This window comes from Acinetobacter sp. ANC 3781 (assembly GCF_004331285.1).
GTDB lineage: Bacteria > Pseudomonadota > Gammaproteobacteria > Pseudomonadales > Moraxellaceae > Acinetobacter.
The window spans coordinates 85,489-110,075 of record NZ_SJOH01000011.1 but is presented as its reverse complement, the minus strand read 5'-3'; the positions used below and the strand labels follow the sequence as shown (position 1 = coordinate 110,075).

Below are 24,587 nucleotides of genomic sequence, written 5' to 3'. Positions count from 1 at the left end.
TAATGATTGAAAATCCGATTAAGCGCCGTTCCACTCGCAAAATTCGTGTTGGTTCCGTCTATGTAGGTGGTGATGCACCGATTAGCATCCAGAGTATGACCAATACCGAAACCTGTGATGTTGCGGCAACTGTTGCACAAATTCAGCGCTGTGCTGATATCGGTGCGGACATTATGCGTGTTTCTGTACCTTCAATGGAAGCAGCAGCAGCATTCGGTGAAATCCGTAAGCAAGTCAAAGTACCCTTGGTTGCCGATATTCATTTCGATTATAAAATCGCTTTGGCTGTGGCCGATGCCGGTGCAGATTGCTTACGTATTAATCCGGGCAATATTGGTTCGGAAGCAAAAATTCGTGAAGTGGTTGCTGCGGCAAGACATAACGATATTTCAATGCGAATAGGTGTGAATGCCGGTTCGCTAGAAAAAGATATACAGAAAAAATATGGTGAGCCGACAGGTCAGGCCTTGCTTGAATCTGCGATGCGTCATATCGATATTTTAGACCGTTTGGATTTCCATGAATTCAAAATTTCGGTAAAAGCATCGAATGTGTTTTTAACCATGGATGCCTACCGTTTATTGTCAGCGCAAATTGATAATCCCCTGCATTTGGGTGTCACTGAAGCCGGTATTTACCGTACCGGTTCAGTGAAATCAGCGATTGCTCTGGGTGGTTTATTAATGGAAGGCATTGGCGATACCATGCGTATTTCCTTGGCGGCTGAACCTGAAGAAGAAGTGAAAATTGGTTTTGATATCTTGAAATCATTGGGGCTTCGTTCTAACGGGATTAACTTTATTGCCTGCCCAAGCTGTTCGCGCCAGGAATTTAACGTGATTAAAGTGATGCAATCACTGGAAGAGCGTTTAGAAGATATTCGTACCCCCATGGATGTATCGGTGATCGGGTGTAAGGTGAATGGTCCGGGCGAAGCCAAAGAAGCCGATATTGGCGTTGTAGGTGCAAGTCCGCGTTCACTGGTATATCGTAATGGCGAGAAAAGCCATTTAATCGATACCAATCAACTGGTTGATGAAATCGAAACGATGGTTCGTCAACGCGTTCTAGAGCTTGAAAAAGCTAAATCTAAAGAGATTATTCGCACAGGTTTTTCTGAGTAGATCATGAGTTCAATTGTCGCAATCAAAGGTTTTAATGACATTCTCCCAAAGCAAACTGCTGCGTGGAGACGTCTTGAGCAACATTTAGCATCACTTATGGATGCTTATGGCTACCAGCAAATCCGTTTGCCGATTGTTGAACAGACCAATCTGTTCAAACGTTCAATTGGTGATGCGACGGATATTGTTGAAAAAGAAATGTACACCTTCCTGGATAAGGGTAATCCACCTGAGTCTTTGACTTTGCGTCCTGAAGGGACTGCAGGCTGTGTACGTGCCATGCTCGAACATAATTTGCTTCGCGGTGCGACACCTCGTGTGTGGTATGTCGGACCAATGTTCCGTTATGAAAAGCCACAAAAAGGCCGTTACCGTCAGTTCCATCAATTTGGTGTGGAAACATTTGGTGTGGCTACACCGGATATGGAAGCAGAATTGATTTTGATGACTGCACGTTTGTGGAAACGCATGGGAGTTGCCGACAAGGTTCAGCTTGAATTGAATACTCTAGGTGAGTCTGATGAGCGTGCTGCATATCGTGCTGCATTGGTAGATTTCTTGGAATCGCACAAAAGCGATTTAGACGAAGATTCACAACGTCGTTTAGAAACCAACCCACTACGTATTCTCGATTCTAAAGATGCAGGGACTCAAAAAATTCTTGAGAATGCACCAAAACTTCACGACTTTATGGGTGAAGAAACTTTGGCTCACTTTGCTCAATTGCAGCAGTATTTAACTGATGCAGGAGTGGAATTTGTAATTAACCAGAAACTGGTCCGTGGTCTGGATTACTACAACAAAACTGTCTTTGAATGGACAACCACACATTTGGGTTCACAAGGAACGGTATGTGCCGGTGGCCGTTATGATGGTCTGGTAGGTCAATTGAAAGGTAAGGCGGATCAGTCTGTACCTGCAGTTGGATTTGCGATGGGGATTGAGCGTTTACTTCTTTTACTTGAACAAGTTGAAGACAATACACCTGTACGTGATTGTGAAGTATTCTTGTTGTCGGATCCTGCATCACAAGGTAAAGCCTTAGTACTTGCAGAACAAATTCGTGACCAGCTGGAAGCGGCAAATAGCAATATTCGTCTGAAAGTAGGTTCACAAGGTTCGATGAAATCTCAAATGAAAAAAGCGGATCAATCAGGCGCTCTTTTTGCCGTGATTGCAGGTGAACGTGAGTGGGAAGCGCAGCAATTAACTGTGAAAGAATTGGCGACCGCTGAGCAAACTGATGTTGTTGTGGCGAATATTGTGCCATTCTTCATTGAAAAATTTTCTTCAAAATAAGCTTAAAAACATAAGGAAAAGGTAATCACATGAACGCATTGAGTGATGAAGAACAACTTGATAGCTTGAAATCTTTCACTAAGAAATATGGTTCTGCCATGATTAGTGGGATTTTAATTGCGTTGATTGCCTTTTTCGGATGGGAATATTGGCAGAAGAAAAACCTGGCTGAATCTCAAATGGAAACAGCCAAGGTTCAACAGTTGATGGATGATGCTAAAAATGCGCAAGGCAATGAAAATGCATTTAATGCCTTATCTGCAACTGCAGATAAAATTGTAAAAGAAGCGCCCGATTCTGCTCAAGCTATTCAAACGCAATTGCTAATGGCTAAACTTGCGTATGACAAAGCAGATTATGCGCATGCAGAAAGAGCATTAAAAAAAGTTGAAAATTCCAAGCTGGATGATGCAGGCTTGGTTCAGCTGGTTAAGCTGCGCCTGGGTTATGCTCAACTTGCCCAAAAGAAATATAATGAGGCATTAAAGACATTAGCGGCAGTAAACGATCCAGCTTTTAAAGCGACTGCTGATGAAGCGCTGGGTGATGTGTACGTGGCTAAAAATGATATAGAAAATGCTAAAAAGTCGTACAAGAGTGCATGGGATGCGCTGGTTGAACGTCAGCAAGAACGTCAAATTTTACAAATTAAACTCGAAAGTGTTGGCGTTTTAGTTGATGATCCTGAGGTAGAACGACCAATTTTAGAAACACAAGTGGATGAGTCATGATGGATAGAAAATACAAAATACCGTTTGCGCTGACAATTTTAACATTTGCATTGGTTGGCTGTTCAACGAATAAAATTAAAGTGGAAGAAGCCAAACCGAATCCATTACCTAAATTGGTCCAAGCCAAAAGTCTTGTTCCAGTATTTTCTCAAAGTGTTTCATCAACCTCGACAGCGGATCCATTACGTCTACGTTTAGATGCGGATAACGGTGTAATCTTTGCATTAGATCCAAAAGGTGAAGTGGCAGCTTATCAAGGTAAGCAGCGCATCTGGGAGAAAAAAGTTTCTAAACAGGGTTTAAGCTCTGGTGTAGAGGCGGGCGAAGGCACAGTGGTTGTGGGCAATCACAAAGGTCAACTGTTTGCTTTAGATCAGGCGACAGGCGAGCAAAAGTGGACTGCCCAGTTGTCGGGTGCCATTTTATCTGCTTCATTGATTCAATCAGGTCGTGTGATTACTGTCAGTAATGACGGCACTGTTTATGCGCATGATCTTGCCACTGGTCAGCAAGTTTGGACATATAACCTTCCTAATGTACAATTTAGCTTACGTGGAATGGCATCACCGGTTGCACTCGATCCGCGTACGGTATTGATTGCTTCATCCAATGCTTATGTTTATGCCCTGGATATCATCAGTGGTGTACCGCGTATGCAGCGCCGTGTCGCAGTAAGCGAGGGCCGTTCAGATATTCAACGCCTCAATGATATTGATGGCGATCCAGTCGTTGCAGGGCAGTTTCTTGTAACGACCAGTTTCCAAGGACAAGTTACTGTTACAGATCTAACTTCACAACAAGTGGTGTGGAGTGAAGATGCAAGCAGTATTCAACGTCCAGAAGTAATGAATAATACCGTTTTTGTTGCACAGGCAGATGGCAAAATTACTGCTTATGCACTCACAACAGGTGAGCAATTATGGCAAAACGATAGTTTGCTCAATCGTCAGCTCAGTAATCCTGTTGTTCTCGGACAAGACCTTGTGGTTGGTGATTTAGATGGTGTATTACACTTAATCGATCCAACTTCCGGGCAAATCATTGGTCGATCAAAAACAAGTGGTGAAGTACGTTCACTACGCGAAATTGATGGACAACTATATGTCTCCACCAGAAAGGGCGCGTTAAGCGTTTGGCAGAACCGTTAATTTATGAAACCCGTAATTGCGCTAATTGGACGTCCGAACGTCGGTAAATCAACGTTATTTAACCAGATTACCAAGAGTCGTGATGCACTCGTTGCTGATTTTGCAGGTCTTACTCGTGACCGCAAATATGGCGATGCAGTATTCCAAAATAAATCCTTCATTGTAGTCGATACAGGCGGTATCGGTGAAAGTGAGGCAGGTATCGATTCATATATGGCTGAGCAATCAAAAACAGCCATCAATGAAGCCGATATTATTGTTTTTGTTGTTGATGCGCGTGCGGGATTACTAGCGTCAGATGAACAGATTGCACGTGAACTTCGTACTCTAGGGAAAAAAGTTTACTTGGTTGCAAACAAAGTTGACGGCGTACATGCCGAAGCTGCGGTAGTTGAGTTTTATCAACTGGGCTTTGGTGAACCGTTGCATGTTGCAGCAAGCCACGGTCGTGGTGTGGCTCAAATGCTGGAAGATGTGCTTGCAGATGTTCCTGAGGATGAAGATCCTGAATTGCATGACCAGAACACCGGTCTACGCTTAGCTGTGATTGGTCGTCCAAACGTCGGCAAATCGACTTTGGTCAACCGTTTACTCGGTGAAGAGCGTGTTGTGGTTTATGACATGCCGGGTACTACGCGTGATTCTATTTATATTCCATATGAGCGAAATGAGCAGAAATACACCCTGATTGATACTGCGGGTGTACGTCGTAAAGGTAAAGTAGATGAAATGGTTGAGAAATTCTCAATTGTGAAAACTTTACAAGCCATTAAGGACGCTCACGTTGTGGTTGTGGTATTGGATGCGCGTGAAGGCGTGGTTGAACAAGATCTACATTTGATTGGCTATGCTTTAGAAGCAGGCCGGGCAATGGTGATTGCGATTAACAAATGGGATAACATGACGGAGTACGACCGCAAGCAATGTAAGCTTGATGTCGATCGTCGTTTTGACTTTATTCCATGGGCCAAAGTGCATTTGATTTCAGCATTGCATGGGACTGGTGTCGGTGAGCTATATCCGTCCATTCACCGTGCCTTTGATTCTTCACATTTGAAAGTTTCGCCTGCGAAATTAACCCAGATTCTGAATGATGCAACCGAAGCGCATCAACCGCCAATGATTAGCGGTAAACGTATTAAAATGCGTTATGCCCACATGGGTGGTCAGAATCCACCAACGATTATTGTGCATGGTAACAAGGTCGATAAAACACCTGCGGATTATCGTCGTTATTTGGAAAATGTATTCCGTCGCGTCTATAAACTTGAAGGCACACCGGTTCGTATTGACTTTAAAACCTCTGAAAATCCGTTTGAAGGCCGCAAGACACAAATGGACGAACGCGTGGCAGCACGTAAACGTCGTTATGTGCAGAAGTTTAAAAAGGCTGAAAAGAAATTTAAGCGTTAATTGATTTTTGTCGATGCTGATAAAAGCCTGAAGTTTACTTTGGGCTTTTTTGTTTTAAGATGTCATTATATTTTGGGATAAGGTGGTACACGTGACCAGAGCAATACAAATAGCGGTCGATAAAATTGAGCGTATTGTCCCTCTAGCTAAAGAATTGGATCGCAAGACCAGAATTCAGCAGCAAAAACAGGCTATCTATCATTATCGAAATCAATTGCTCTCGCAACAGTTACACGTCACCATTCAGCAAGAAGATTTTGCTACCAATGAACATGGCAAACCATATTTAATTAAATTCCCCCAGTTTTATTTTAATCATAGCCATAGCCAAAAAAATTATGCTTTAGCCACCAGCTCTCATATGCCAGATTTAGGTGTGGATCTTGAGGATTTAGATCGGAAAGTACGCTTTGAGGCTTTGGCAGTACACGCTTTTCACCCCAATGAATTACGATACTGGAACGAACTGGAACAAGATCGTGAGTATTGGTTTAAAGTCTGGACGACTAAGGAAGCGGTATTAAAAGCATCTGGCTTGGGTATACATCTAAATTTAAATGAATTAGAAACTCGGGTGCATCCTATTTATGATGGAGGATTATGCAGTCATCCTTCAATCGGAACATTTGCCTATCAAAATTTCAATTTAGGTCATGCCATGTTAACGGTTGCGTGGCGTTCAGAATCCTCCTGTAAAGGTTTTGCTTTTCCCGAAATTAAAATAATTTTTCCCTCTTAAAGAATTTTTTAAATAAAATTGATGAAGCATTGAGTGCTTTAAAGAGCCTGATCATCAGGCTCTTTTTTATTGAATTATTTTCTTGTGGCTAAAAACATTGTACTGATCCGGTTTACAAACTGCGGACTGACTTTAGACAAATTAAACATAATTTTGGTCTTGAACCCCACTGGTTCATGGGTTTTGGTAAATACAGAATCTTTCGCTTGCACACGTGTGTAAATTGTCTGTGCGACATCTTCAGCAGTTAAATGTACTCCCATATTTTGAATGCTGCCTGCATCCATATCTTTAACCATAGCGGTTTGAACAAATAAGGGCATGACATCCAGAACCCGAATACCATATTTCTGCCATTCAATATCTAGGCCTTCGGTAATACCGCGAACCGCAAACTTACTGGCTGAATACGAGACTAAATCAGGTTGTCCATAAATGGCGGAAGCAGAGGATAGATTAATCACACGTGCAAAAGATGCCTGTCTTAGAAAAGGTAAAGCAGCATGGCAACCATTTAAAACCCCGTTAACGTTGATATTGAAAGTTCGTTGATGCGCTGCAATATCGGTCTGCTCAAAAGCCCCTGAATAGAGAATACCGGCATTATTAACTAATATATTAATTTCTCCTGCCCAAGCCTGAAATTCATTTAAAGCCTGTTGCCATTGTTCATAATGACAAACATCAAGTAGACCAGCTTTAGCATTTATTCCCAGGCGCTGGGCAAGTTTTTGCGCTTGAACGACATTGATATCATAGATGCCGACTTTATAACCATGTTGATAAAACAGTGTTGCAATTGCGGCCCCAATTCCTTGTGCTGCACCACTAATAAAGATACTGTGCATATATTTTTCTCTTTCAGTTTTGTTTTTGTAGCGCTTAATTGTTAGCGATTTTAGCTTGAGCATAACAAATATTGACTGCGAAAAACGAATTTTTTCAAAATGACTGGAGTGATGAAAACATGGATAAATTATTAGCAATAATGCGTGAGTTACGTGAAAAATGTCCATGGGATCAACAGCAAACACCACAAAGCCTGACCAAATACGCCATCGAAGAAGCGTATGAGGTAGAAGCAGCGGTCAGGGAAGGAAATACAAACGAGATACGAGATGAACTCGGTGACTTGCTCCTGCAAGTGGTTTTTCAGTCGCAAATGTATAGTGAAGTTGGGGCCTTTGATTTTAATGATGTGGTAAATGCGATTACTGAAAAGTTAATTCGTCGTCATCCACATGTATTTCAGGCAGAGCAATTTTCACAACTTAGTTCTGATGATGTGGCGGTACTTTGGAAAAAAATTAAACAAAAAGAAAAACAGGGCAAAGCCCAATCCCGTTTAGATGACATCAAACATGGACCTGCAATTCAGCAAGCGCATGAAATTCAAAAAAATGCAGCACAAATTGGCTTTGACTTTCCTGATGTAGCAGGTGCTTATGGCAAGCTGAATGAAGAGTTGGCTGAATTACAGCAGGCTATCCACAATCAGAATTCCGACGAAATACTCGATGAATTTGGTGATTGTTTATTTTCACTTATCAATGTTGGACGTAAACTGGGACTTTCCAGTGAAATGGCGCTTTTAAGCACCATTCATAAATTTAGAACACGTTTTGCTTTCATTGAAGATCACGCTCAGCAACAACATAAAAAAATTGAGAAGCTGTCTTTAGAAGAAATGGATCGACTCTGGGAGCAGGCAAAACAACAATTAAAATAAAAGGCCTAGAATGAAAAAAATAATACAGATCCTGAATGCCATTTTTTATCTTGGCACATTGATGTCAGTGCTAAGTGGAACGACTGGTTATGCTCAGCAATTTGACCAGCAATACTTAAAATGGAAGGCTGAGCAGGAAGCCGAAGATGCTCGCTTAAAAATACCGCATGTATCTCCGCCAAAAAATTACTATTTGGCGAAACCTGCCTTACAGGCATCTACGGGGTCTAAAATAAGTTTGAACCAAGCCAACCTGCAACAGCTACAAGAGTTGTCCGGGGTCGGTGTAAAAAAAGCGGAAGCAATTATTGCCTATCGTCAAAAAAATGGAAAATTTAAAAACATTGAGGAATTACAGCAGGTCAAGGGGATTGGACCGGCTTTATTTGCCAAGAATAAAGATCGATTAGCCTTATAATTCGTGGCTCAAGCAGTCAACAAGGGACAAACAATATATTTAGCATCGAGATAATCAAATTGCCCTTTGATTGTGTTAGATATATGATTAGCGTCATCTTAGATATTTTACGTTCAGACGTAGGAGACAGCGTCTTTTGCAAACTTTGCGCGCGTCAAAATGTGGTTTATCAACCGCTCAATTACCTTCTTCCATATTAGATGTTATCGATGCCTTAAATAAGGCAGGCTTTGAAGCTTATATCGTCGGTGGTGGTGTCCGTGACTTAATGTTGGGTCTTAATCCTAAAGATTTTGACGCAGTCACCGATGCAACACCGGCGCAAGTGAAAGAAGTTTTCGGACGGCGTTGTCGTATCATTGGACGACGTTTTGAGCTTGCTCATGTCTATTCAGGCCGAGAACTGATCGAAGTTGCGACATTCCGTGCACCGCCTAAAAAAGCAGTCACTTCTGCTTCAGGCATGATTTTACGTGACAATAATTGGGGCACGATTGAGCAAGATTTTGCCCGCCGTGATTTTTCCATTAATGCGATGTATTACCAACCGCGTAAAGGGATCGTGCTCGATTTTTGTAATGCAATTGATGATATTGAAAATAAAACTTTACGCTTATTGGGCGATCCGACTTTACGTTTTGAAGAAGATCCAGTGCGTATGCTGCGTACTTTGCGTTTCGCGGCAAAATTAAATTTCAGTATTGCACCTGAAATTTTAGAGATTTTCACTCCGGAAATGACCCAGTTGCTGCGTGATATTTCTCCGCATCGTTTGTATGACGAGTCGCAGAAATTGTTCACCATGGGGCATTTGAATCGCGTGCTGCCGATGCTGATTGATTTTGATATCTGGCGTCAGTTGTTTGCTGATATCCGGCCAGAAATTTCCACATTTATCGAACACGCTGCCATCAATACCGACCAGCGTATTCAAATTGGTAAAACCATTAATCCTGCATTTTTCTATGCGGTGTTGCTGTGGAAACCCTTTTTAGAGCGTTGCGAATTTTATCTCAGTAAAGGTGTGGTTGCTGCAGAAGCACGTGCACAAGCGGGTCTGGATGTATTAAAACGTCAGGCCACCCGTACCATCATCCCACGTTTTGCAGAAACCTTTATTCGTGAAGTTTGGGAAATGCAAACTCGTTTGCTGAATCCAAAACCACAACAAATCCAAGCTTTATCATCCCATGCACGTTTCCGTGCCGGTTTCGATTTTCTGCTACTTCGCGAAAAGTCAGGGGATAACACTACCCAAGGTATGGGCATGTGGTGGGATTCATATCAGTTAATGAGTACCGATGAAAAAGAACGTGCCATTAGTCAATATAATCGTCAACGTGCAAAAAGTCGTCGTAAAGCTGCAACAGAAGATACAATTGAACCTAAATCCGTCTCTGTAGAAATTGAACCGTTGGTCAACGAACCTGAACCACGTCGCCGTGAGCGCAAGAGCAGAACCAGACCTGACAGACCTGTTCAAACAGTTTCTGCAGGTGGCTCAGAGATTGCATATGACCATCCAATTCTAAAACGTAAACGGGTAAAACGTGATTTAAATCACGTTGTTTTTGGGCCGACACAATGACCACAGTCACCTATATTGGCTTAGGTAGCAATTTGGGTGATTCACGCCAGATTTTGCTTGAAGCTGTGCAAAAACTGGCAACACTTGGAACCGTGAAAACATCCAGATTATATCAAAGTCCACCAATGGGCCCCCAAGATCAGCCGAATTATTTAAATGCGGTGGCGCAGCTAGAAACTGATTTAGCGCCTTTGGTCTTATTGGATGAGTTGCAACGTTTTGAACAAGAGTCGGGTCGGGTACGTTTACGCCGTTGGGGCGAGCGTACCTTGGATCTGGATTTATTGATCTATGGCCAAGAACACATTCAAAATGATCGTTTAACTGTTCCACACGTGGGACTGTTCGAACGTGATTTTGTGGTCATACCCTTGTTAGATTTAGATGTAAATATACAAATTAAAGCACAACGATTAAAAAATTTACCCGTGGTTCAACATCCGACAGTGTCTGTTTTGGATGATGAAACTTGGTCAAATATTTAATTTAGACATGTGGAAAGCATGGGTTAGAGGAATATCTTGATGATTAGTCTCAGCGACTTAAGAAAATTTAAAACTGATGGACGCAAATTTTCTTGTTTGACTTGTTATGATGCAAGCATGGCAAAAGCGATGGAAATTGCCGAAGTCGACAGTATTTTAATTGGTGATTCTTTAGGGATGTCGATTCAAGGGCGTGATTCCACTCTGCCGGTTACTGTAGAAGATATGGCTTACCATACTGCAGCGGTACGTCGTGGTAATCAGCATGCCTTTATTATGACTGATTTGCCATTTATGAGTTATGCTACTTTAGATGATGCCTTACTTAGCTCAAAAACCGTCATGCAGTCGGGCGCACAAATGGTCAAAATGGAAGGCGGGGCCTGGCTAAGTGAAACTGTCACTGTTTTGACCCGAAATGGTATCCCTGTGTGCGTCCATTTAGGTTTAACGCCTCAATCCGTACATGTCTTTGGTGGTTATAAATTACAAGCTCGTACTCGTGAAGCCGCGGATCAATTAATTGCAGATTGTAAAGCCGTGGTTGAAGCGGGTGCTGCATTATTATTATTAGAATGTGTACCTGCACAATTGGGTAAAGAAATTGCTGAACTGTTCCCGCATATTCCTGTAATTGGGATTGGGGCAGGCGCAGATACTGATGGTCAAGTACTTGTGGTTCAAGATATGCTTGGGCTGACCTTTGGTCGTGTGGCTAAATTTGTACGTAATTTTATGAAAGAACAAGCGGGGGAAACTGCAATTTTGGATGCTTTTAAAGCCTACCATGCTGCAGTACAAGAGGGTTCTTTCCCTGCCAAAGAACACACTTTTCAAGTCGAGCTGTAAACATGAAAACAGAAACCACCATTCAAGGATTAACGGCTTCACTTAGTCCAGCTCGATCGGCACGAAAAATTATTGGTTTTGTTCCAACCATGGGTAATTTACACGAAGGTCATTTAAACCTTGTACGTGAAGCGCGTAAATTATGTGATGTAGTGGTGGTCAGTGTTTTTGTCAATCCAATTCAGTTCGGTCCAAATGAAGATTTTGAAAATTATCCGCGTACTTTGGAACAGGATAGCCGTTTGTTGGCAGAGGTAGGCTGCGATATTGTTTTTGCGCCAAGCGTTGAGCAAATGTATGGTAATAAACCCCGTTTAACCAATATTAGTGTCTCTGAAATCACCAATGATTTGTGTGGTTTACAGCGTCCGGGTCATTTTGATGGCGTAGCCGTTGTTGTGACTAAACTGTTTAATATGGTGCAACCAAATTTTGCATTCTTTGGACAAAAAGATTATCAGCAATTGGCGGTGATTCGTCAGTTTGTACGTGATTTAAATATTCCATTGGAAGTGATTGGCGTACCGATTACCCGTGCTGAAGATGGTCTGGCACTGAGTTCGCGTAATGGATATTTAAGTCAAGAACATCGTCAGATTGCACCGACTATTTACCAAAGTTTAAAAGCTGCTGAACAAGAACTTCAAAGCGGTATTGAGCTAACGGAAGTGTTGGAAAATATTAAGCAAAAGTTGACACAAGCCGGTTTTATTGTGGATTATGTGGAAGCACGTACTCTGGAATTACAGCAAATAGAAGCATTTAATCAGGATGTGGTTTTGTTTGTCGCGGCAAAATTAGGTACAACCCGACTGATTGATAACTTGCAAGTTAAGTATACTGCTTAAAATTTAGTTAAGGACAGCCTTGCCATGAAGCGTATTTTAATCGTTACAGGACAATCCGGATCAGGGAAATCATCTGCATTGCAGGTGCTTGAAGATTTGGGATATTACTGTATTGATAATTTGCCATTGGCACTGCTGCCGGAAATTGTTGCTAAACTGGACAGTGAAAATAATTTAGAACAATTGGCTTTAGGTGTAGATGTACGCAGCACTCGCGCGGACTTACAAGAGTTTGATCATGTGTTTGAACAACTGCAAACCCATGGTTCAGTCGATATCATTTATCTGACCACCCAAGATCAACAATTGATTTCCCGTTTTAGTGCTTCGCGTCGCCCTCATCCTTTGTCCAGTCGTTTTAAAAGTTTGAATCAGTGTATTCAGGAAGAAAAAACCTTATTGCTTCCGATACAATTACGTTCAACGGTACATATTGATACTACGGATAAAAGTGTGCATGATCTGAAGCATACTTTGTTGTCTAAACTTGGACAATCCGATAACCTCATTTTAATTTTGCAGTCTTTTGGTTATAAGCACGGTATTCCACTGGATGCCGATTATGTGTTTGACGTACGTCATTTGCCTAATCCGCATTGGGAGCTGGAATTACGCAAATATTCAGGTTTGGATTTACCTGTGCAACAATTTTTGCTGCAAAGTGAACAAACCAATGAAATGTTCGAAGATATTTATCATTTTTTAGATAAATGGTTGCCTGTCTTCGCAGAGGGACATCGTCACTATATGACAGTGTCGATTGGATGTACCGGAGGGCAGCACCGTTCAGTATATATAGTGGATAGACTCAAAAAAGCTCTTGAGGCAAAATGGTCTATTCAGGTCTTACACAGGGAAATGAAGCACTGGTCATGATTGACACAACTGTTGACGTAATTAATAAACTAGGTTTACATGCGCGTGCATCTGGAAAGCTAATTGAAGTTACCACCAAATTTCGTTCATCGATTCAAATTGGTAAAGGTGACAAATTAGTCGATGCAAAAAATATTATGTCCTTGCTCATGCTCGGTGCAGGCAAAGGCACAACTTTACGTTTAGTGCTTGAAGGTGCAGATGAACAACAAGCTTTATCTGAAATTCAGGCGCTATTTGCAGCAAAATTTTACGAGGCAGATTAATCGTGGCACGTCGACCGCAACAGCGTTTTACTGAAGATGACTTTGAAACTTTAGAAGGACGTGCAAGCAAAACCGAACAAAAAAAAGCAGTTCAGCGTATGGCTGCTTTAGGTGAACAACTCTCTGAATTGAGCCTTAAGCAGATTCAGAAACTCCCTGTGGAAGAGCGTTTAATTGATGCTTTGCTTGATGTGCGTAGTATTACTTCACATGAGGCACGCCGTCGTCAGTTTCTACGGATTGGTAAATTATTGCGTAATGAAGATGAGGCAGTGATTTTGTCTTATTTAACGCCGCAACAAGGTGCGAAAAAAACCGCACAATTACAGCGTTGGGTTGACCGAATGATTGCACAGGGTGATCCTGCAATCAAAGAATTCATGAAAGCGCATAATGCGGCTGAGCATCATCCGATTCGTCAGCATATCTTGCGTATTCAACGTGATATCACCAAACAATTGCCTGAAGAACAAGTCGCTGCGTCTAAGCTGAAATTATTTAACTATATTCAGCAAGTGGCATTGATTTCAGATAACTGATTTTTTGTTCAGTGCAAAATCTAAAAAAGCGACTCAATTGAGTCGCTTTTTTAGATTTTAAGATTTCTCTCTCCCTTTGGGGGATTAAAGAGAGGGTTGATCACTATCCAAAAATATCTTTCAAACAACTCATTTTTCAAATAGCTACGTAAAATCACGTATTTCTTCGATGTATATAACCTCTCCCTAACCCTCTCCTAATAGGAGAGGGAAACTTTTGTAAGATGAAAGTTTATTCAGCATAGAAAGAAATTAATTAAACTCACCTTCAGCACGTTCTTTTGCCCAGTCACGCAAGATGAATTTCTGCAGTTTCCCGGTTGAAGTTTTAGGAATTTCGGTAATCACTAAATCTTTAGGCACTTTAAAGCGCGCTAGATGTTGTTTGCAGAATTCGATCAGTTCTTTAGGGGTGGCTGTTTTACCTTGTTTGAGTTCCACAAAGGCACACGGTACTTCCTGCCAACGTGAATCAGGTTTGGCCACCACGGCTGCAGTCAGTACAGCAGGATGTTGATATAAGACTTCTTCCACTTCAAGCGATGAAATGTTTTCACCACCCGAAATAATCACGTCTTTGGAACGGTCGGTGATTTTGGCATAGCCATCTGATTGGCACACAGCAAGGTCACCGGTATGGAACCAGCCACCAGCAAATGCCTCGGCTGTTGCTTCGGGATTCTTTAAATAACCTTTCATGACAATATTGCCACGGAACATAATTTCTCCCATGGTCTGACCGTCATGCGGAACCTCTTGCATAGTTTCAGGATCAAGCACTTTCATGCCGTCTTGTAAGGGGTAAGGAACGCCTTGGCGTGAGTGTAACTGCGCTTGTTCTTGAATCGACAAATCACTCCAACCCGCTTGGGAGGCGCAGAGAGCAGAAGGACCGTAGGTTTCTGTTAAGCCATAGACATGAGTGACATTAATGCCAATATTGCGCATCCCTTCAATGATCGCTGCTGGAGGCGCAGCACCCGCGACCATGACTTCAACACGGTGATCAAGCTGGGTCTTCTTCTCTTCAGGCGTGTTGATGAGCATGGACAAGACAATCGGCGCACCACAGAAGTAATCCACTTTATGTTCAGCAATTAATTTAAAGATCAGTTCAGCATCGACCTTACGTAAGCAGACATTTGTTCCACCGTTGGCAGCCATAGTCCAGGCAAAGCACCAGCCATTACAGTGGAACAGTGGCAGTGTCCATAAATAGGTGGCACGAGGCATCATGCCGCAAGCAATGATATTGCTGGCCGCGTTAATGTAGGCACCGCGGTGATGGTAAACCACACCTTTAGGATTACCGGTGGTTCCAGATGTATAACTTAAACTGATGGCATCCCATTCATCTTGGGGTAAATGCCATTCAAAATTTGCATCGCCTTGGGCAATCCAGTCTTCATATTCAACTTGACCAATTGGTGTTGACGCATTTTCATATTCTTGGTCAGCCACATCAATCACATAGATCTCTTGTGACACCAGCGAGAGTGCTTCGGTAGCAACTGCAGTAAATTCGGGATCGACCAATAACACTTTGGTTTCAGCATGCTCAAGCATAAAGGCAAGGGTCTTGGCATCCAGGCGCGTATTTAAGGTGTTGAGTACCGCACCCGCCATAGGCACGGCAAAATGTGCTTCAATCATGGCAGGGACGTTTGGCAGCAGTACTGAAACGGTATCATTTTTACCGATGCCTAATTTTTGGAGTTGGTTGGCAAACTGACGGCAACGATTGTATTTCTCACGCCAGGTAATACGACGCTTACCGTGAATAATCGCATCTTGATTTGGATAGATATACGCTGCACGATCAAGATAGCGTAAAGGTGACAACGCTACAAAATTTGCGGGGGTACGCGGTAATTCATCGTATGCGTTAACCATTTTAAAACTCCGTTATATATTTATTTTCATATCCTGTTAAAAAGATATGCACTTCTTGGGAATCTTGCATTTAGGCTTTAGTCGAGTGCGTTTTTATAATTTTTAACATATTGAATATTAATGATAATGTTTGACGATATTCAAATATTTTGAACGCCCCGGTTCCCATGTTTGATTTTTTAAGTATTTTACTCTAATTGAGCAATTAAATAATATCAGCCAAGGAAGAAGAATGAAATTTTGTACAGTATTACCAGCAAAGCAAATGTAATGATTTGGCTTTGGGTCAATGTTGATTAAACCGAGTGCTTGTGATCTGGACAATTTATCAGAACTAAAATGCACACTCTAGATTGCTATACCCGTGTTAAATTTTTTGCCTTATACCTAATTAGCCGGTTTAGAATTACTGAATTATTTTACCCATAATAATCAAGCTTAGTTTGTGTATGGGGGATGGGCGCGCAGATGATATTCATCCTGCAAAATATTAGCCGCATATTTTATATGGATATAGCAGTAATCCGGAAATGGTACAGGTTCTCAAACGGCGCGATGTCGTTGTGGATAATTATGTGTTCTTAAAGCGGAAATAGAGCAAAGCGGTTTATTCCGCAATTTTCCAAGCTTTATGCCCATGCTCAGGCAAAATTTACAGGGCGGGATACCTTTAGAGAATAAAATAAGAAGAAAGATTCCCAGATTCTGATAAGGGTAGAGGAGTGGCAAATAAATTCAAAATGAGCCAAATCGCGAATTTTCTAGGTAAAAAGGTTTAATCCTGTGGATAAGACGTGTAAAATTCGAATCGATTTTATTTATCCACCGTTTTTATCTTTTGAGGCTTTGCCTCGATCATAATCTCGCGGTGATATGCCCCATGGTACGGGGCATCACTCCTTAAGGATTTCTTATGCCAATTATCACTTTGCCAAATGGCGATCAAAAACAGTTTGATCAAGCCGTATCTGTGATGGACGTTGCACTCAGCATTGGTCCGGGTCTTGCCAAAAATACAGTTGCTGGTCGTGTGAATGATCGTTTAGTGGATGCGTCCGATTTCATCACTGAAGATGCAACGCTACAAATCATTACGCCTAAAGACGAAGCGGGTGTCGAAATTATTCGTCACTCATGCGCACATTTGGTTGGCCATGCTGTTAAGCAATTGTTCCCAGAAGCAAAAATGGTGATTGGTCCGGTCATTGAAGAAGGTTTCTACTATGACATCTGGATGCCACGTCCATTTACATTAGACGATATGGCAGCGATTGAGGAGCGTATGAAAAAGCTCATCGATCAAGACTATGATGTGGTGAAAAAAATGACTCCACGTGACGATGTGATTGCAGAGTTCACAGCACGTGGCGAAGAATACAAATTACGCTTGATTGCGGACATGCCTAACGAGACACAAATGGGCTTGTACTACCATCAAGACTACCTGGATATGTGCCGTGGTCCGCACGTACCAAACACCAAATTCTTAAAATCATTCAAGCTGACTAAAATCTCTGGCGCTTACTGGCGCGGTGATGCGAAGAATGAACAATTACAACGTATTTACGGTACAGCGTGGGCAGACAAGAAACAGCTAGCGGCTTATGTAAAACGTATTGAAGAAGCAGAAAAACGCGATCACCGTAAAATTGGTAAAGCGCTTGATTTGTTCCATATGCAAGAAGAAGCGCCGGGTATGGTGTTCTGGCATCCAAATGGCTGGACCATTTACCAAGTGCTTGAACAATACATGCGTAAAGTTCAGCAAGACAACGGTTATGAAGAAATTCGTACTCCGCAGGTAGTGGATTTCACGTTGTGGGAAAAATCAGGACATGCTGCAAACTATGCAGACAACATGTTCACCACGCATTCTGAAAACCGCAACTATGCGGTTAAACCAATGAACTGTCCTTGTCATGTACAAGTGTTCAATCAGGGTTTAAAATCGTATCGTGATCTTCCTGTACGTTTGGCAGAATTCGGTTCATGCCACCGTAATGAACCATCGGGTTCATTACATGGCATTATGCGTGTTCGTGGCTTTACTCAAGATGACGCGCATATTTTCTGTACCAAAGAACAGATTGGTCAGGAAGTTGCAGACTTTATCAAATTGACACTGGATGTATACAAAGATTTTGGCTTCGAAGAGGTACAAATGAAATTGTCGACTCGTCCTGAGAAACGTGTGGGTGAAGATGCACTTTGGGACATGGCAGAAAAATCTTTGGCTGATGCTTTAGATGCTGCAGGTCTAGATTGGGACTTACAACCAGGTGAGGGTGCATTCTACGGTCCTAAGATTGAATTCTCATTGAAAGACTGCTTAGGTCGTATCTGGCAATGTGGTACTATTCAATGTGACTTTAACCTGCCTGAGCGTTTGGATGCTTCTTATGTCACAGAAGATAACGACCGTGATCAGCCAGTAATGTTGCATCGTGCAATTCTTGGAAGTTTTGAACGATTTATTGGTATACTTATTGAGCACTATGCGGGCTTTATGCCACCTTGGTTAGCACCAACACAAGCATGTGTAATGAATATTACAGATTCGCAGGCCGAGGCGTGTGAGTCAGTCGTCGCTAAACTTAAAGAAAGTGGAATTCGTACCATTTCTGACTTGAGAAATGAGAAAATCGGCTTTAAGATTCGTGAACGTACTTTAGAGCGTATTCCTTACTTACTGGTTCTTGGAGACCGTGAAGTAGAGGAAGGTACTGTGAATGTTCGTACCCGCTCAGGAAAAAATTTAGGTACTATGTCAATTGATGCCTTCGTTGACCTAGTGAAAGCAGCCGTAGCCGAACGTGGCCGGTATATTGTGGAGTAATAAAGATTAAACAGCCTGACCGTAACCAACAACAAGGTGCTAAAAGCAATCGTCCTGCATTGAATGACGAGATCCGTGCAAAAGAAGTACGTCTCGTTGGTGCTGAAGGAGAGCAAAAGGGCATCGTTTCTTTAGCTGAAGCGTTGCGCGCTGCAGAAGAAGTTGAGCTTGATCTTGTTGAGATCGTTGCTAATGCAGAGCCGCCTGTTTGTAAAATCATGGACTTTAACAAACATTTATTCGATCTGAAGCAAAAGCAAAAAGATGCGAAGAAAAAACAGCATCAAGTTCAGGTTAAAGAGATTAAGTTGCGTCCTGGTACAGACATTGGTGATTACAACATCAAGTTACGTGCAATTCTTCGTTTCCTCGAGGAAGGGAACAAGGTAAAAATTACCTTGCGCTTCCGTGGTCGTGAAATGGCTCACCAACAATTAGGTCTTGCTCAATTACAAAAAGTTGAAGCAGACGTAATTGAATACGGTACAGTCGAACAAGCACCAAAAATGGAAGGTCGTCAAATGGGCATGCTCATTGGACCGAAACGTAAAAAATAAGCACTTGTTGATCCATTGATAAAAAGCACTGCAAATGCAGTGCTTTTTTATGCCTGCCTTTTTTACTTATTGTTGTAGAGGGCTACTGTTTTTACCTGCTTCCACAATTGGAATATTGGCTTCGGTCGGTACATAAATAATTTGCTGAATACGACCATCACGTAACGCCTCACCAAAGGCGCCAATAAACTCCTGTTTACGGTATTCAGGATAGTCTTTCGCGGCTTGACCGACTAATTTTATGGCTTCGGCACGCAATTTGGTACTTTCCAATTCTGCTTTAGCGACCTGAACCTGAATCATTTTGGATTGCTCGGCTTCTGCTAATGCTGCTTGACCATCCATACCTTGTTTCCATACTTTATAATGTGGCCAGCCAAAAAGAAATAAGCCAATCAGAATGATGAAACAGATAAAAGCGATAAAAATCGTGGTTGGACCCATATTGGCAGGTTTTGAATAATGCATATTTTGCCTATTTTTCTTTGCAAATGTTTATGATTTTTTTATGTGCTACTTGAGCAGTATATTCATATAAGCTTTTAAATAGCATTTTATTTTTTTGAGGTGATTGTTAAATTAAAACTAGAGGAAATAGAAAAAGACCTGCACTTAGGCAGGTCTTTGATACGGTTTATGCGTCAACGGTAGTGGACTCTAAGCGTTCAATTTTCTTCCCAATCGGAATTTGTCTCGGCAATTTCTCTTCTGGAATAATACGCTGTAAGTCTATTTTTAATAAGCCATTTTCATAGTCGGCATGCTGTACTTCAATATGTTCATCTAGGCGTAGCGAGAGTTTGAATGAACGACGGGCAATGCCTTTATGTAAAAATTCAATCGTGTTATCGGTACTTTCTTCCGCAGGTTTACCTAAAATGGTGAGTACTTGATTTTCAAGATTAATCATCAGTTCTTCTTCGGCAAAGCCTGCGGTAGCCACCACAATGCGGTAGTGATTGTCACCCGTCTTTTCAATATTATAAGGTGGGTAATTAGGGGTATCACTTTGCATCGCATAATCAAATAGATCATTCAGACGGTCAAAACCGATACTGCGACGAAATAGTGGAGTAAGACTTACATTACTCATTGATAGAACCTCCTGAGTTCAGCAAAGTTTTATAAATAAGATTTCAAGGCTGTCATGCTGAGCATCAACAGTCAGTAAAGCTATAGCTTTACGCGATCATGGCTTTACTTTGAATAAATATAGGTCTGCAATTTGGCTTTTCAAGCATTTTAATTAAAAAAATTGAGAAAATCTTAATCGGATAATAGGGGATAAATTAATAGGTCAAGCAGCTTAATTGTGTTTATTAAGTTTCACTAAAGATTAAGGTTTAGCGCAATAAAACATGCTATAAATATTCATATTGTTTAATAATGTCATATAGAGCCAGAAAGACAAAAGGTAGAAAAAATGATTGATCTCTATTATTGGGGAACGCCCAATGGTCATAAAATTACAATAGCTTTAGAAGAAATGGGCTTGGATTATCAAATTTTCCCCATCAATATTATGGAAAATGATCAGTTTCAACCTGACTTTTTACGTATTTCTCCAAACAATAAAATTCCGGCCATTGTCGATCAGGATGGTCCGGGTGGTGAGGCCATTTCCGTATTTGAATCTGGCGCAATTTTGCAATATTTGGGACGTAAAACCGGCTTGTACTATCCAACTGATGAGCAGCAACGTGTTGAAGTTGAACAGTGGTTGATGTGGCAAATGGGTGGTTTAGGACCTATGCTCGGGCAGAATCATCATTTTGGTAAATTTGCAGCTGAAAAAATTCCTTATGCGATTGATCGTTATATCAATGAAAGTAAGCGTTTATATGGCGTGTTAAACAAACAGCTGATGGGGCAAAAATATGTCGCGGGTGAATATTCAATTGCCGATATGGCAATTCTGCCGTGGATTTTGCGTTATGAATGGCAGCAAATTCAGCTCGAAGATTATCCATACGTAAAAGAATATATTGAGCGCTTAACTGCACGTCCGGCAGTGCAACGTGCATTGGCAATTCAAGTGAATCCTTGAGGATAAAAATTGCGAAAGGTTTTTGTGCTAAGATTACGCAATAATACCGCTTAAATCTCGCAGAAAATAAACCACCCGTTGCGGTGGTTTTTTATTGGACCTCATGGCTATGAAAGACTTTTTCTTAAATTTGACCCATATTGTTGAAACAAATAAGAAAATTTATTGGGCAATTATCTTTGGTATTGCCGCTTGCTTATTGCTCTTTATTGCTGAAGTCGTGCATATGCAGTCAGTTGCAGAGACGCTAAAAGCCAATGATCCAGCCATCTCTAAAGAAATTTTTCGCGTCATTGCGCATCGTTATGATTTGGCGCGATGGGTGGTGATGGTTTTATTCATTATCTGGTCAGTTTATGAATATCAATCTACCAAGAGAAAACTTGGTCTTTAAGCTGTTATTCATCTAATGCTGTCCTACGTTTTACTTTTTATTTCCGCTTTCGGCGCAGCAACTTTATTGCCTTTACAGTCTGAAGCGGTTTTACTGGCATTGTTGGCCGAGGGTAGTCATTCAATTAGTAGACTGCTGCTTGTTGCAAGCGTGGGAAATATTTTGGGTTCCTGTGTGAATTGGTGGCTAGGCTTCCAAATCGAACACTATAAAGATAAAAAATGGTTTCCTGTCTCTGAGCAGCAAATGTTAAAGGCACAAGGGATTTATCAAAAATATGGCTACTGGTCGTTGCTGTTGAGCTGGGTGCCCATTATTGGTGATCCGATTACTTTAATTGCCGGCTTGTTAAGACAAAACTTCTGGCGGTTTTTATGGATTGTGAGTATTGCCAAAGTAGGACGGTATTTATTTATCTATGCTGCTTTTTCAATATTTTAAAAAGAGATGCAGGGCGCATCTCTTTTTATTGCCTAGACTCGTATTCAAATTACCGGCATTGATTTAAATCAAACTTGATTTCATCTTTAAGAGTTGATTTTTTATAAACCCAATATTTACGTGGTACATCTACTTTCGCGTCTGAGACTGCACGTAAAATTTGTTGGTCTAAAGCATAAATACCTGAACCGTTTTTCACTTTGACTTTTTTTACATCGCCGTGTTTATTTACTTTAAAAGTAAATTTCACTGCACGATTGTGTCCATTGAGTTGTTCAGAGTCGATATCTAAATCGGGTTGAACACGATATGAAAAAGGTACTTTTTTATCTTGCTGCTGAGCCTGCCAGTTTTTAGAGTTAAAGTTGTATTGGCAAACTTCAGTGTCATGGTCTTGGCTTAATTTCAGGCTAAAGGTTTGATAGCCAATTTGTGGAAGGGCTGTATTATTTTCGATATGCGGTTTTACACTTACCTCACGTACCGCTTTAATTAACAGATCATCTAAATAGCTTAAACCGGTGCTCTCCTGGATACTGGCTTTGCTAATCGTACCGGTCTCATCGGCATAGATCCGGATAATTGCATTTCGGTTTTGATCTTTTAAATCTTTATTTTTATAAGAAGGATGTGGAAATTTGGTCCATTGAATGCGCGTGGTTAAATGCGCCGGAAGGGCTGCGCTTTTTTGGACCGCGAGTTGTTTGGATGAATTAGCTGTAGCACTATATGTAGCGCTTAACGGTAAGCTCATGAGTAGAGAAAAACACAGTATTTGCTTCATAAATATTAAGTTCTTTAATCAAACCAGAGGTTGCGGCGGTAGCGGAGCATTTTGAGTGCGAAGTATTTCCTGAATTAGAAATACTCGCAAGTCTAAAAAGTGAATTAACGTCTTTGATCATCACCTTGAGTGATATCTACACCAAATAAATCTTTGGTTTTGATCCAGCTTATAGTCACGACAGCCATGGTCATACAGCCGCCAAAGACCGTTGCCATAATAGCACCCATGTATTTTGCCGCTAGGCCAGATTCAAACGCACCCAATTCGTTGCTTGATGAGACAAACATGCCATTTACTGCCGCAACACGTCCACGCATATTCTCAGGCGGGTAAATCTGTAGAATGGTTTGACGAACCACGACTGAAATACTGTCACAGGCACCAGTCATGGCTAAAGCAAACAGGGATAGCCACATGTTGTTTGAGAAGGCAAACAGCAGCGTGAACACTCCAAAACCGGCCACTGCAAGCAACATATTGCGCCAGGCATTTTGGGTCGGTGGAAACTTGGTTAGGACAATCATGGTAAAAAGCGCCCCAATGGAAGGAGCAGCGCGTAAATAACCCAAGCCTTCAGGACCAACTTTTAAAATATCTTCAGCGAAAATTGGCAGCAGGGCAATGACACCCCCAAATAAGACTGAAACCAGATCTAGAGAAATTGCCCACAGCACGATTTTGGTTTTCCAGATAAAGCGGAAACCATCGCCCAGACTTTCAACCAGATTATGCGTTTCGATTTTGGGAAAACTACGTTTTTGCAGCAAGTTAATTAAAATAAAGCAGATACTCAACAATACCGCGACCGATAGCAAGCTGGTTTCGCGACCTAAAAATGCCAGCATGAAACCACCGAGCATGGGTCCGATAATTACGCCACTTTGCCACCCAATTGTGGTCCAAGTTGCACCATTGGCATAGAGATCACGAGGAATCAGAAACGGCTTAAGTGAAGTAGCCGAGGGATTATAAAAACCGCGGATCGTACCCAAGCCAAAAATAACTGCATAAATTCCCCAAGAAAGGGTATTTATCCCAATTTCACCTAGACCATAACGATGAAATAGCCACCATAAAACCACAGGTAAAGGCACGGCAAAGAACAAACAGATTTTCATAATGGTCTGTTTATTAAAGCGGTCAGCAAAATAGCCACCCCATAAAGACAAGGTGATAAACGGAATCGCTTCGGCTAAACCAATCAAACCTAGGGTCAGTGGATCTTTGGTAATTTGATAAAGTGAATACGCGACAATAATTTCTTGAATTAAAATGGCGAGAGTGAGACAGAACTGATTCACCGTGACAATTGAGAAATCACGATAGCGCAGTGCCGCAAAAGCATCCTGTGCGGGAGTCATGTTATTCCAGTATTCTTATGTTGTGATAATTATAAGACCGAATAAATGATTTATTAATAAAAAAATCCCACATTTTATATTGGAAATAAAACTAACAGAAGCAGACGATTGGTTGGGTATTTTAAGGATAGGTGCTTTTGTTTTAAGCAAAGATGCTTTAGAATACTGGCTCCCTTACCTGCAGGTCGTTTTTGCAATGGTGCAGACGTTCCGAACAGG

The 24,587-nt window shown here is 41.5% G+C and carries 26 protein-coding genes; 20 read left to right on the top strand and 6 right to left on the bottom strand.

Going from position 1 to position 24,587, the window contains the following annotated elements; all coding sequences use genetic code 11:
* Positions 1-2 precede the first annotated feature (2 nt).
* The 6 genes from ispG (at position 3) to E0H89_RS09740 (ending at position 6,454) form a co-directional block, all read left to right on the top strand.
* Entirely contained in the window at positions 3-1,124 is a 1,122-nt protein-coding gene (gene ispG / locus E0H89_RS09765) for a flavodoxin-dependent (E)-4-hydroxy-3-methylbut-2-enyl-diphosphate synthase (RefSeq protein ID WP_131216558.1), read from the top strand.
* A 3-nt stretch (positions 1,125-1,127) separates the two neighbouring features.
* Entirely contained in the window at positions 1,128-2,423 is a 1,296-nt protein-coding gene (gene hisS / locus E0H89_RS09760) for a histidine--tRNA ligase (protein WP_131216556.1), read from the top strand.
* A 29-nt stretch (positions 2,424-2,452) separates the two neighbouring features.
* Positions 2,453-3,154 carry a YfgM family protein gene (locus E0H89_RS09755; protein ID WP_131216554.1) on the top strand — a complete coding sequence of 234 codons (702 nt, stop codon included), beginning with the start codon at positions 2,453-2,455 and terminating at the stop codon, positions 3,152-3,154.
* Positions 3,154-4,302 (top strand): outer membrane protein assembly factor BamB, encoded by a 1,149-nt coding sequence (gene bamB, locus E0H89_RS09750; protein WP_131216584.1) that lies wholly within the window; start codon positions 3,154-3,156, stop codon positions 4,300-4,302. Before E0H89_RS09755 ends, bamB begins: the two co-directional genes overlap by 1 nt.
* 3 nt (positions 4,303-4,305) lie before the next feature.
* On the top strand, positions 4,306-5,715 hold the full coding sequence (der, locus tag E0H89_RS09745) for a ribosome biogenesis GTPase Der (protein WP_131216552.1): 1,410 nt from the start codon (positions 4,306-4,308) through the stop codon (positions 5,713-5,715).
* A gap of 91 nt (positions 5,716-5,806) precedes the next feature.
* A complete protein-coding gene (locus tag E0H89_RS09740) occupies positions 5,807-6,454 on the top strand; it encodes a 4'-phosphopantetheinyl transferase family protein (protein ID WP_131216551.1) in 648 nt (215 codons plus the stop codon).
* A gap of 74 nt (positions 6,455-6,528) precedes the next feature.
* On the opposite strand, the gene E0H89_RS09735 is transcribed toward E0H89_RS09740, so the two are convergent.
* Entirely contained in the window at positions 6,529-7,302 is a 774-nt protein-coding gene (locus E0H89_RS09735; RefSeq protein ID WP_131216548.1) for an SDR family oxidoreductase, read from the bottom strand.
* 119 nt (positions 7,303-7,421) lie between these two features.
* Here E0H89_RS09735 and mazG point away from each other — a divergent pair, with 119 nt between their 5' ends.
* The 9 genes from mazG (at position 7,422) to yjgA (ending at position 14,052) form a co-directional block, all read left to right on the top strand.
* Complete coding sequence (gene mazG / locus E0H89_RS09730) at positions 7,422-8,183, top strand: nucleoside triphosphate pyrophosphohydrolase (protein ID WP_131216546.1); 762 nt, start codon at positions 7,422-7,424, stop codon at positions 8,181-8,183.
* A gap of 10 nt (positions 8,184-8,193) precedes the next feature.
* Complete coding sequence (locus E0H89_RS09725; protein ID WP_131216543.1) at positions 8,194-8,601, top strand: ComEA family DNA-binding protein; 408 nt, start codon at positions 8,194-8,196, stop codon at positions 8,599-8,601.
* A 136-nt stretch (positions 8,602-8,737) separates the two neighbouring features.
* Positions 8,738-10,189, top strand: coding sequence for a polynucleotide adenylyltransferase PcnB (gene pcnB / locus E0H89_RS09720; RefSeq protein WP_131216541.1), 1,452 nt, complete (start codon positions 8,738-8,740; stop codon positions 10,187-10,189).
* Positions 10,186-10,674, top strand: a complete 489-nt coding sequence (gene folK, locus E0H89_RS09715) for a 2-amino-4-hydroxy-6-hydroxymethyldihydropteridine diphosphokinase (RefSeq protein WP_131216539.1) — start codon at positions 10,186-10,188, stop codon at positions 10,672-10,674. Before pcnB ends, folK begins: the two co-directional genes overlap by 4 nt.
* 39 nt (positions 10,675-10,713) lie before the next feature.
* The gene (panB, locus tag E0H89_RS09710; protein ID WP_131216537.1) at positions 10,714-11,523 is read left to right on the top strand and encodes a 3-methyl-2-oxobutanoate hydroxymethyltransferase; all 810 of its coding nucleotides are present in this window, start codon (positions 10,714-10,716) and stop codon (positions 11,521-11,523) included.
* A gap of 2 nt (positions 11,524-11,525) precedes the next feature.
* On the top strand, positions 11,526-12,371 hold the full coding sequence (panC, locus tag E0H89_RS09705) for a pantoate--beta-alanine ligase (RefSeq protein WP_131216535.1): 846 nt from the start codon (positions 11,526-11,528) through the stop codon (positions 12,369-12,371).
* 24 nt (positions 12,372-12,395) lie between these two features.
* On the top strand, positions 12,396-13,247 hold the full coding sequence (rapZ, locus tag E0H89_RS09700) for an RNase adapter RapZ (protein ID WP_131216533.1): 852 nt from the start codon (positions 12,396-12,398) through the stop codon (positions 13,245-13,247).
* Complete coding sequence (locus E0H89_RS09695; protein ID WP_131216531.1) at positions 13,244-13,513, top strand: HPr family phosphocarrier protein; 270 nt, start codon at positions 13,244-13,246, stop codon at positions 13,511-13,513. The genes rapZ and E0H89_RS09695 overlap by 4 nt, the downstream gene beginning before the upstream one ends.
* Before the next feature lie 2 nt (positions 13,514-13,515).
* On the top strand, positions 13,516-14,052 hold the full coding sequence (yjgA, locus tag E0H89_RS09690; protein ID WP_131216529.1) for a ribosome biogenesis factor YjgA: 537 nt from the start codon (positions 13,516-13,518) through the stop codon (positions 14,050-14,052).
* Positions 14,053-14,304: 252 nt separating this feature from the next.
* Here the strand turns inward: yjgA and E0H89_RS09685 are convergent, their stop codons facing one another.
* Positions 14,305-15,945 carry an acyl-CoA synthetase gene (locus E0H89_RS09685; protein ID WP_131216527.1) on the bottom strand — a complete coding sequence of 547 codons (1,641 nt, stop codon included), beginning with the start codon at positions 15,943-15,945 and terminating at the stop codon, positions 14,305-14,307.
* 913 nt (positions 15,946-16,858) lie between these two features.
* Here E0H89_RS09685 and thrS point away from each other — a divergent pair.
* The gene (thrS, locus tag E0H89_RS09680; RefSeq protein WP_131216525.1) at positions 16,859-18,781 is read left to right on the top strand and encodes a threonine--tRNA ligase; all 1,923 of its coding nucleotides are present in this window, start codon (positions 16,859-16,861) and stop codon (positions 18,779-18,781) included.
* Between the two features lie 5 nt (positions 18,782-18,786).
* Entirely contained in the window at positions 18,787-19,338 is a 552-nt protein-coding gene (infC, locus tag E0H89_RS09675; RefSeq protein WP_131216524.1) for a translation initiation factor IF-3, read from the top strand.
* A gap of 66 nt (positions 19,339-19,404) precedes the next feature.
* Here the strand turns inward: infC and E0H89_RS09670 are convergent, their stop codons facing one another.
* Positions 19,405-19,782: an SPFH domain-containing protein gene (locus E0H89_RS09670; RefSeq protein WP_131216583.1), complete on the bottom strand. Its 378-nt coding sequence runs from the start codon at positions 19,780-19,782 to the stop codon at positions 19,405-19,407.
* A 190-nt stretch (positions 19,783-19,972) separates the two neighbouring features.
* Positions 19,973-20,431, bottom strand: coding sequence for an Hsp20 family protein (locus tag E0H89_RS09665; protein WP_131216522.1), 459 nt, complete (start codon positions 20,429-20,431; stop codon positions 19,973-19,975).
* Between the two features lie 330 nt (positions 20,432-20,761).
* Between E0H89_RS09665 and E0H89_RS09660 the strand changes: the two genes are divergently transcribed.
* The 3 genes from E0H89_RS09660 (at position 20,762) to E0H89_RS09650 (ending at position 22,220) form a co-directional block, all read left to right on the top strand.
* Complete coding sequence (locus E0H89_RS09660) at positions 20,762-21,385, top strand: glutathione S-transferase N-terminal domain-containing protein (RefSeq protein WP_131216520.1); 624 nt, start codon at positions 20,762-20,764, stop codon at positions 21,383-21,385.
* A gap of 109 nt (positions 21,386-21,494) precedes the next feature.
* Entirely contained in the window at positions 21,495-21,779 is a 285-nt protein-coding gene (locus E0H89_RS09655; protein WP_131216518.1) for a hypothetical protein, read from the top strand.
* A 15-nt stretch (positions 21,780-21,794) separates the two neighbouring features.
* Entirely contained in the window at positions 21,795-22,220 is a 426-nt protein-coding gene (locus E0H89_RS09650) for a YqaA family protein (RefSeq protein ID WP_424619312.1), read from the top strand.
* Positions 22,221-22,269: 49 nt separating this feature from the next.
* Here E0H89_RS09650 and E0H89_RS09645 read toward each other — a convergent pair whose 3' ends face one another.
* Both E0H89_RS09645 and E0H89_RS09640 read right to left on the bottom strand, forming a co-directional pair.
* Positions 22,270-23,004, bottom strand: coding sequence for a TonB family protein (locus E0H89_RS09645; protein ID WP_131216516.1), 735 nt, complete (start codon positions 23,002-23,004; stop codon positions 22,270-22,272).
* Between the two features lie 104 nt (positions 23,005-23,108).
* Complete coding sequence (locus tag E0H89_RS09640) at positions 23,109-24,368, bottom strand: MFS transporter (protein ID WP_131216514.1); 1,260 nt, start codon at positions 24,366-24,368, stop codon at positions 23,109-23,111.
* Positions 24,369-24,587 lie beyond the last annotated feature (219 nt).

Coding starts and splice junctions, on each gene's coding strand:
- E0H89_RS09725 (WP_131216543.1), top strand. CDS start 8,194: ATGAAAAAAATAATACAGATCCTGAATGCCATTTTTTATCTTGGCACA.
- E0H89_RS09755 (WP_131216554.1), top strand. CDS start 2,453: ATGAACGCATTGAGTGATGAAGAACAACTTGATAGCTTGAAATCTTTC.
- ispG (WP_131216558.1), top strand. CDS start 3: ATGATTGAAAATCCGATTAAGCGCCGTTCCACTCGCAAAATTCGTGTT.
- E0H89_RS09735 (WP_131216548.1), bottom strand. CDS start 7,302: ATGCACAGTATCTTTATTAGTGGTGCAGCACAAGGAATTGGGGCCGCA.
- E0H89_RS09650 (WP_424619312.1), top strand. CDS start 21,795: ATGCTGTCCTACGTTTTACTTTTTATTTCCGCTTTCGGCGCAGCAACT.
- rapZ (WP_131216533.1), top strand. CDS start 12,396: ATGAAGCGTATTTTAATCGTTACAGGACAATCCGGATCAGGGAAATCA.
- E0H89_RS09655 (WP_131216518.1), top strand. CDS start 21,495: ATGAAAGACTTTTTCTTAAATTTGACCCATATTGTTGAAACAAATAAG.
- E0H89_RS09640 (WP_131216514.1), bottom strand. CDS start 24,368: ATGACTCCCGCACAGGATGCTTTTGCGGCACTGCGCTATCGTGATTTC.
- bamB (WP_131216584.1), top strand. CDS start 3,154: ATGGATAGAAAATACAAAATACCGTTTGCGCTGACAATTTTAACATTT.
- mazG (WP_131216546.1), top strand. CDS start 7,422: ATGGATAAATTATTAGCAATAATGCGTGAGTTACGTGAAAAATGTCCA.
- E0H89_RS09695 (WP_131216531.1), top strand. CDS start 13,244: ATGATTGACACAACTGTTGACGTAATTAATAAACTAGGTTTACATGCG.
- hisS (WP_131216556.1), top strand. CDS start 1,128: ATGAGTTCAATTGTCGCAATCAAAGGTTTTAATGACATTCTCCCAAAG.
- folK (WP_131216539.1), top strand. CDS start 10,186: ATGACCACAGTCACCTATATTGGCTTAGGTAGCAATTTGGGTGATTCA.
- E0H89_RS09665 (WP_131216522.1), bottom strand. CDS start 20,431: ATGAGTAATGTAAGTCTTACTCCACTATTTCGTCGCAGTATCGGTTTT.
- E0H89_RS09670 (WP_131216583.1), bottom strand. CDS start 19,782: ATGGGTCCAACCACGATTTTTATCGCTTTTATCTGTTTCATCATTCTG.
- panC (WP_131216535.1), top strand. CDS start 11,526: ATGAAAACAGAAACCACCATTCAAGGATTAACGGCTTCACTTAGTCCA.
- panB (WP_131216537.1), top strand. CDS start 10,714: ATGATTAGTCTCAGCGACTTAAGAAAATTTAAAACTGATGGACGCAAA.
- E0H89_RS09685 (WP_131216527.1), bottom strand. CDS start 15,945: ATGGTTAACGCATACGATGAATTACCGCGTACCCCCGCAAATTTTGTA.
- E0H89_RS09660 (WP_131216520.1), top strand. CDS start 20,762: ATGATTGATCTCTATTATTGGGGAACGCCCAATGGTCATAAAATTACA.
- der (WP_131216552.1), top strand. CDS start 4,306: ATGAAACCCGTAATTGCGCTAATTGGACGTCCGAACGTCGGTAAATCA.
- thrS (WP_131216525.1), top strand. CDS start 16,859: ATGCCAATTATCACTTTGCCAAATGGCGATCAAAAACAGTTTGATCAA.
- E0H89_RS09645 (WP_131216516.1), bottom strand. CDS start 23,004: ATGAAGCAAATACTGTGTTTTTCTCTACTCATGAGCTTACCGTTAAGC.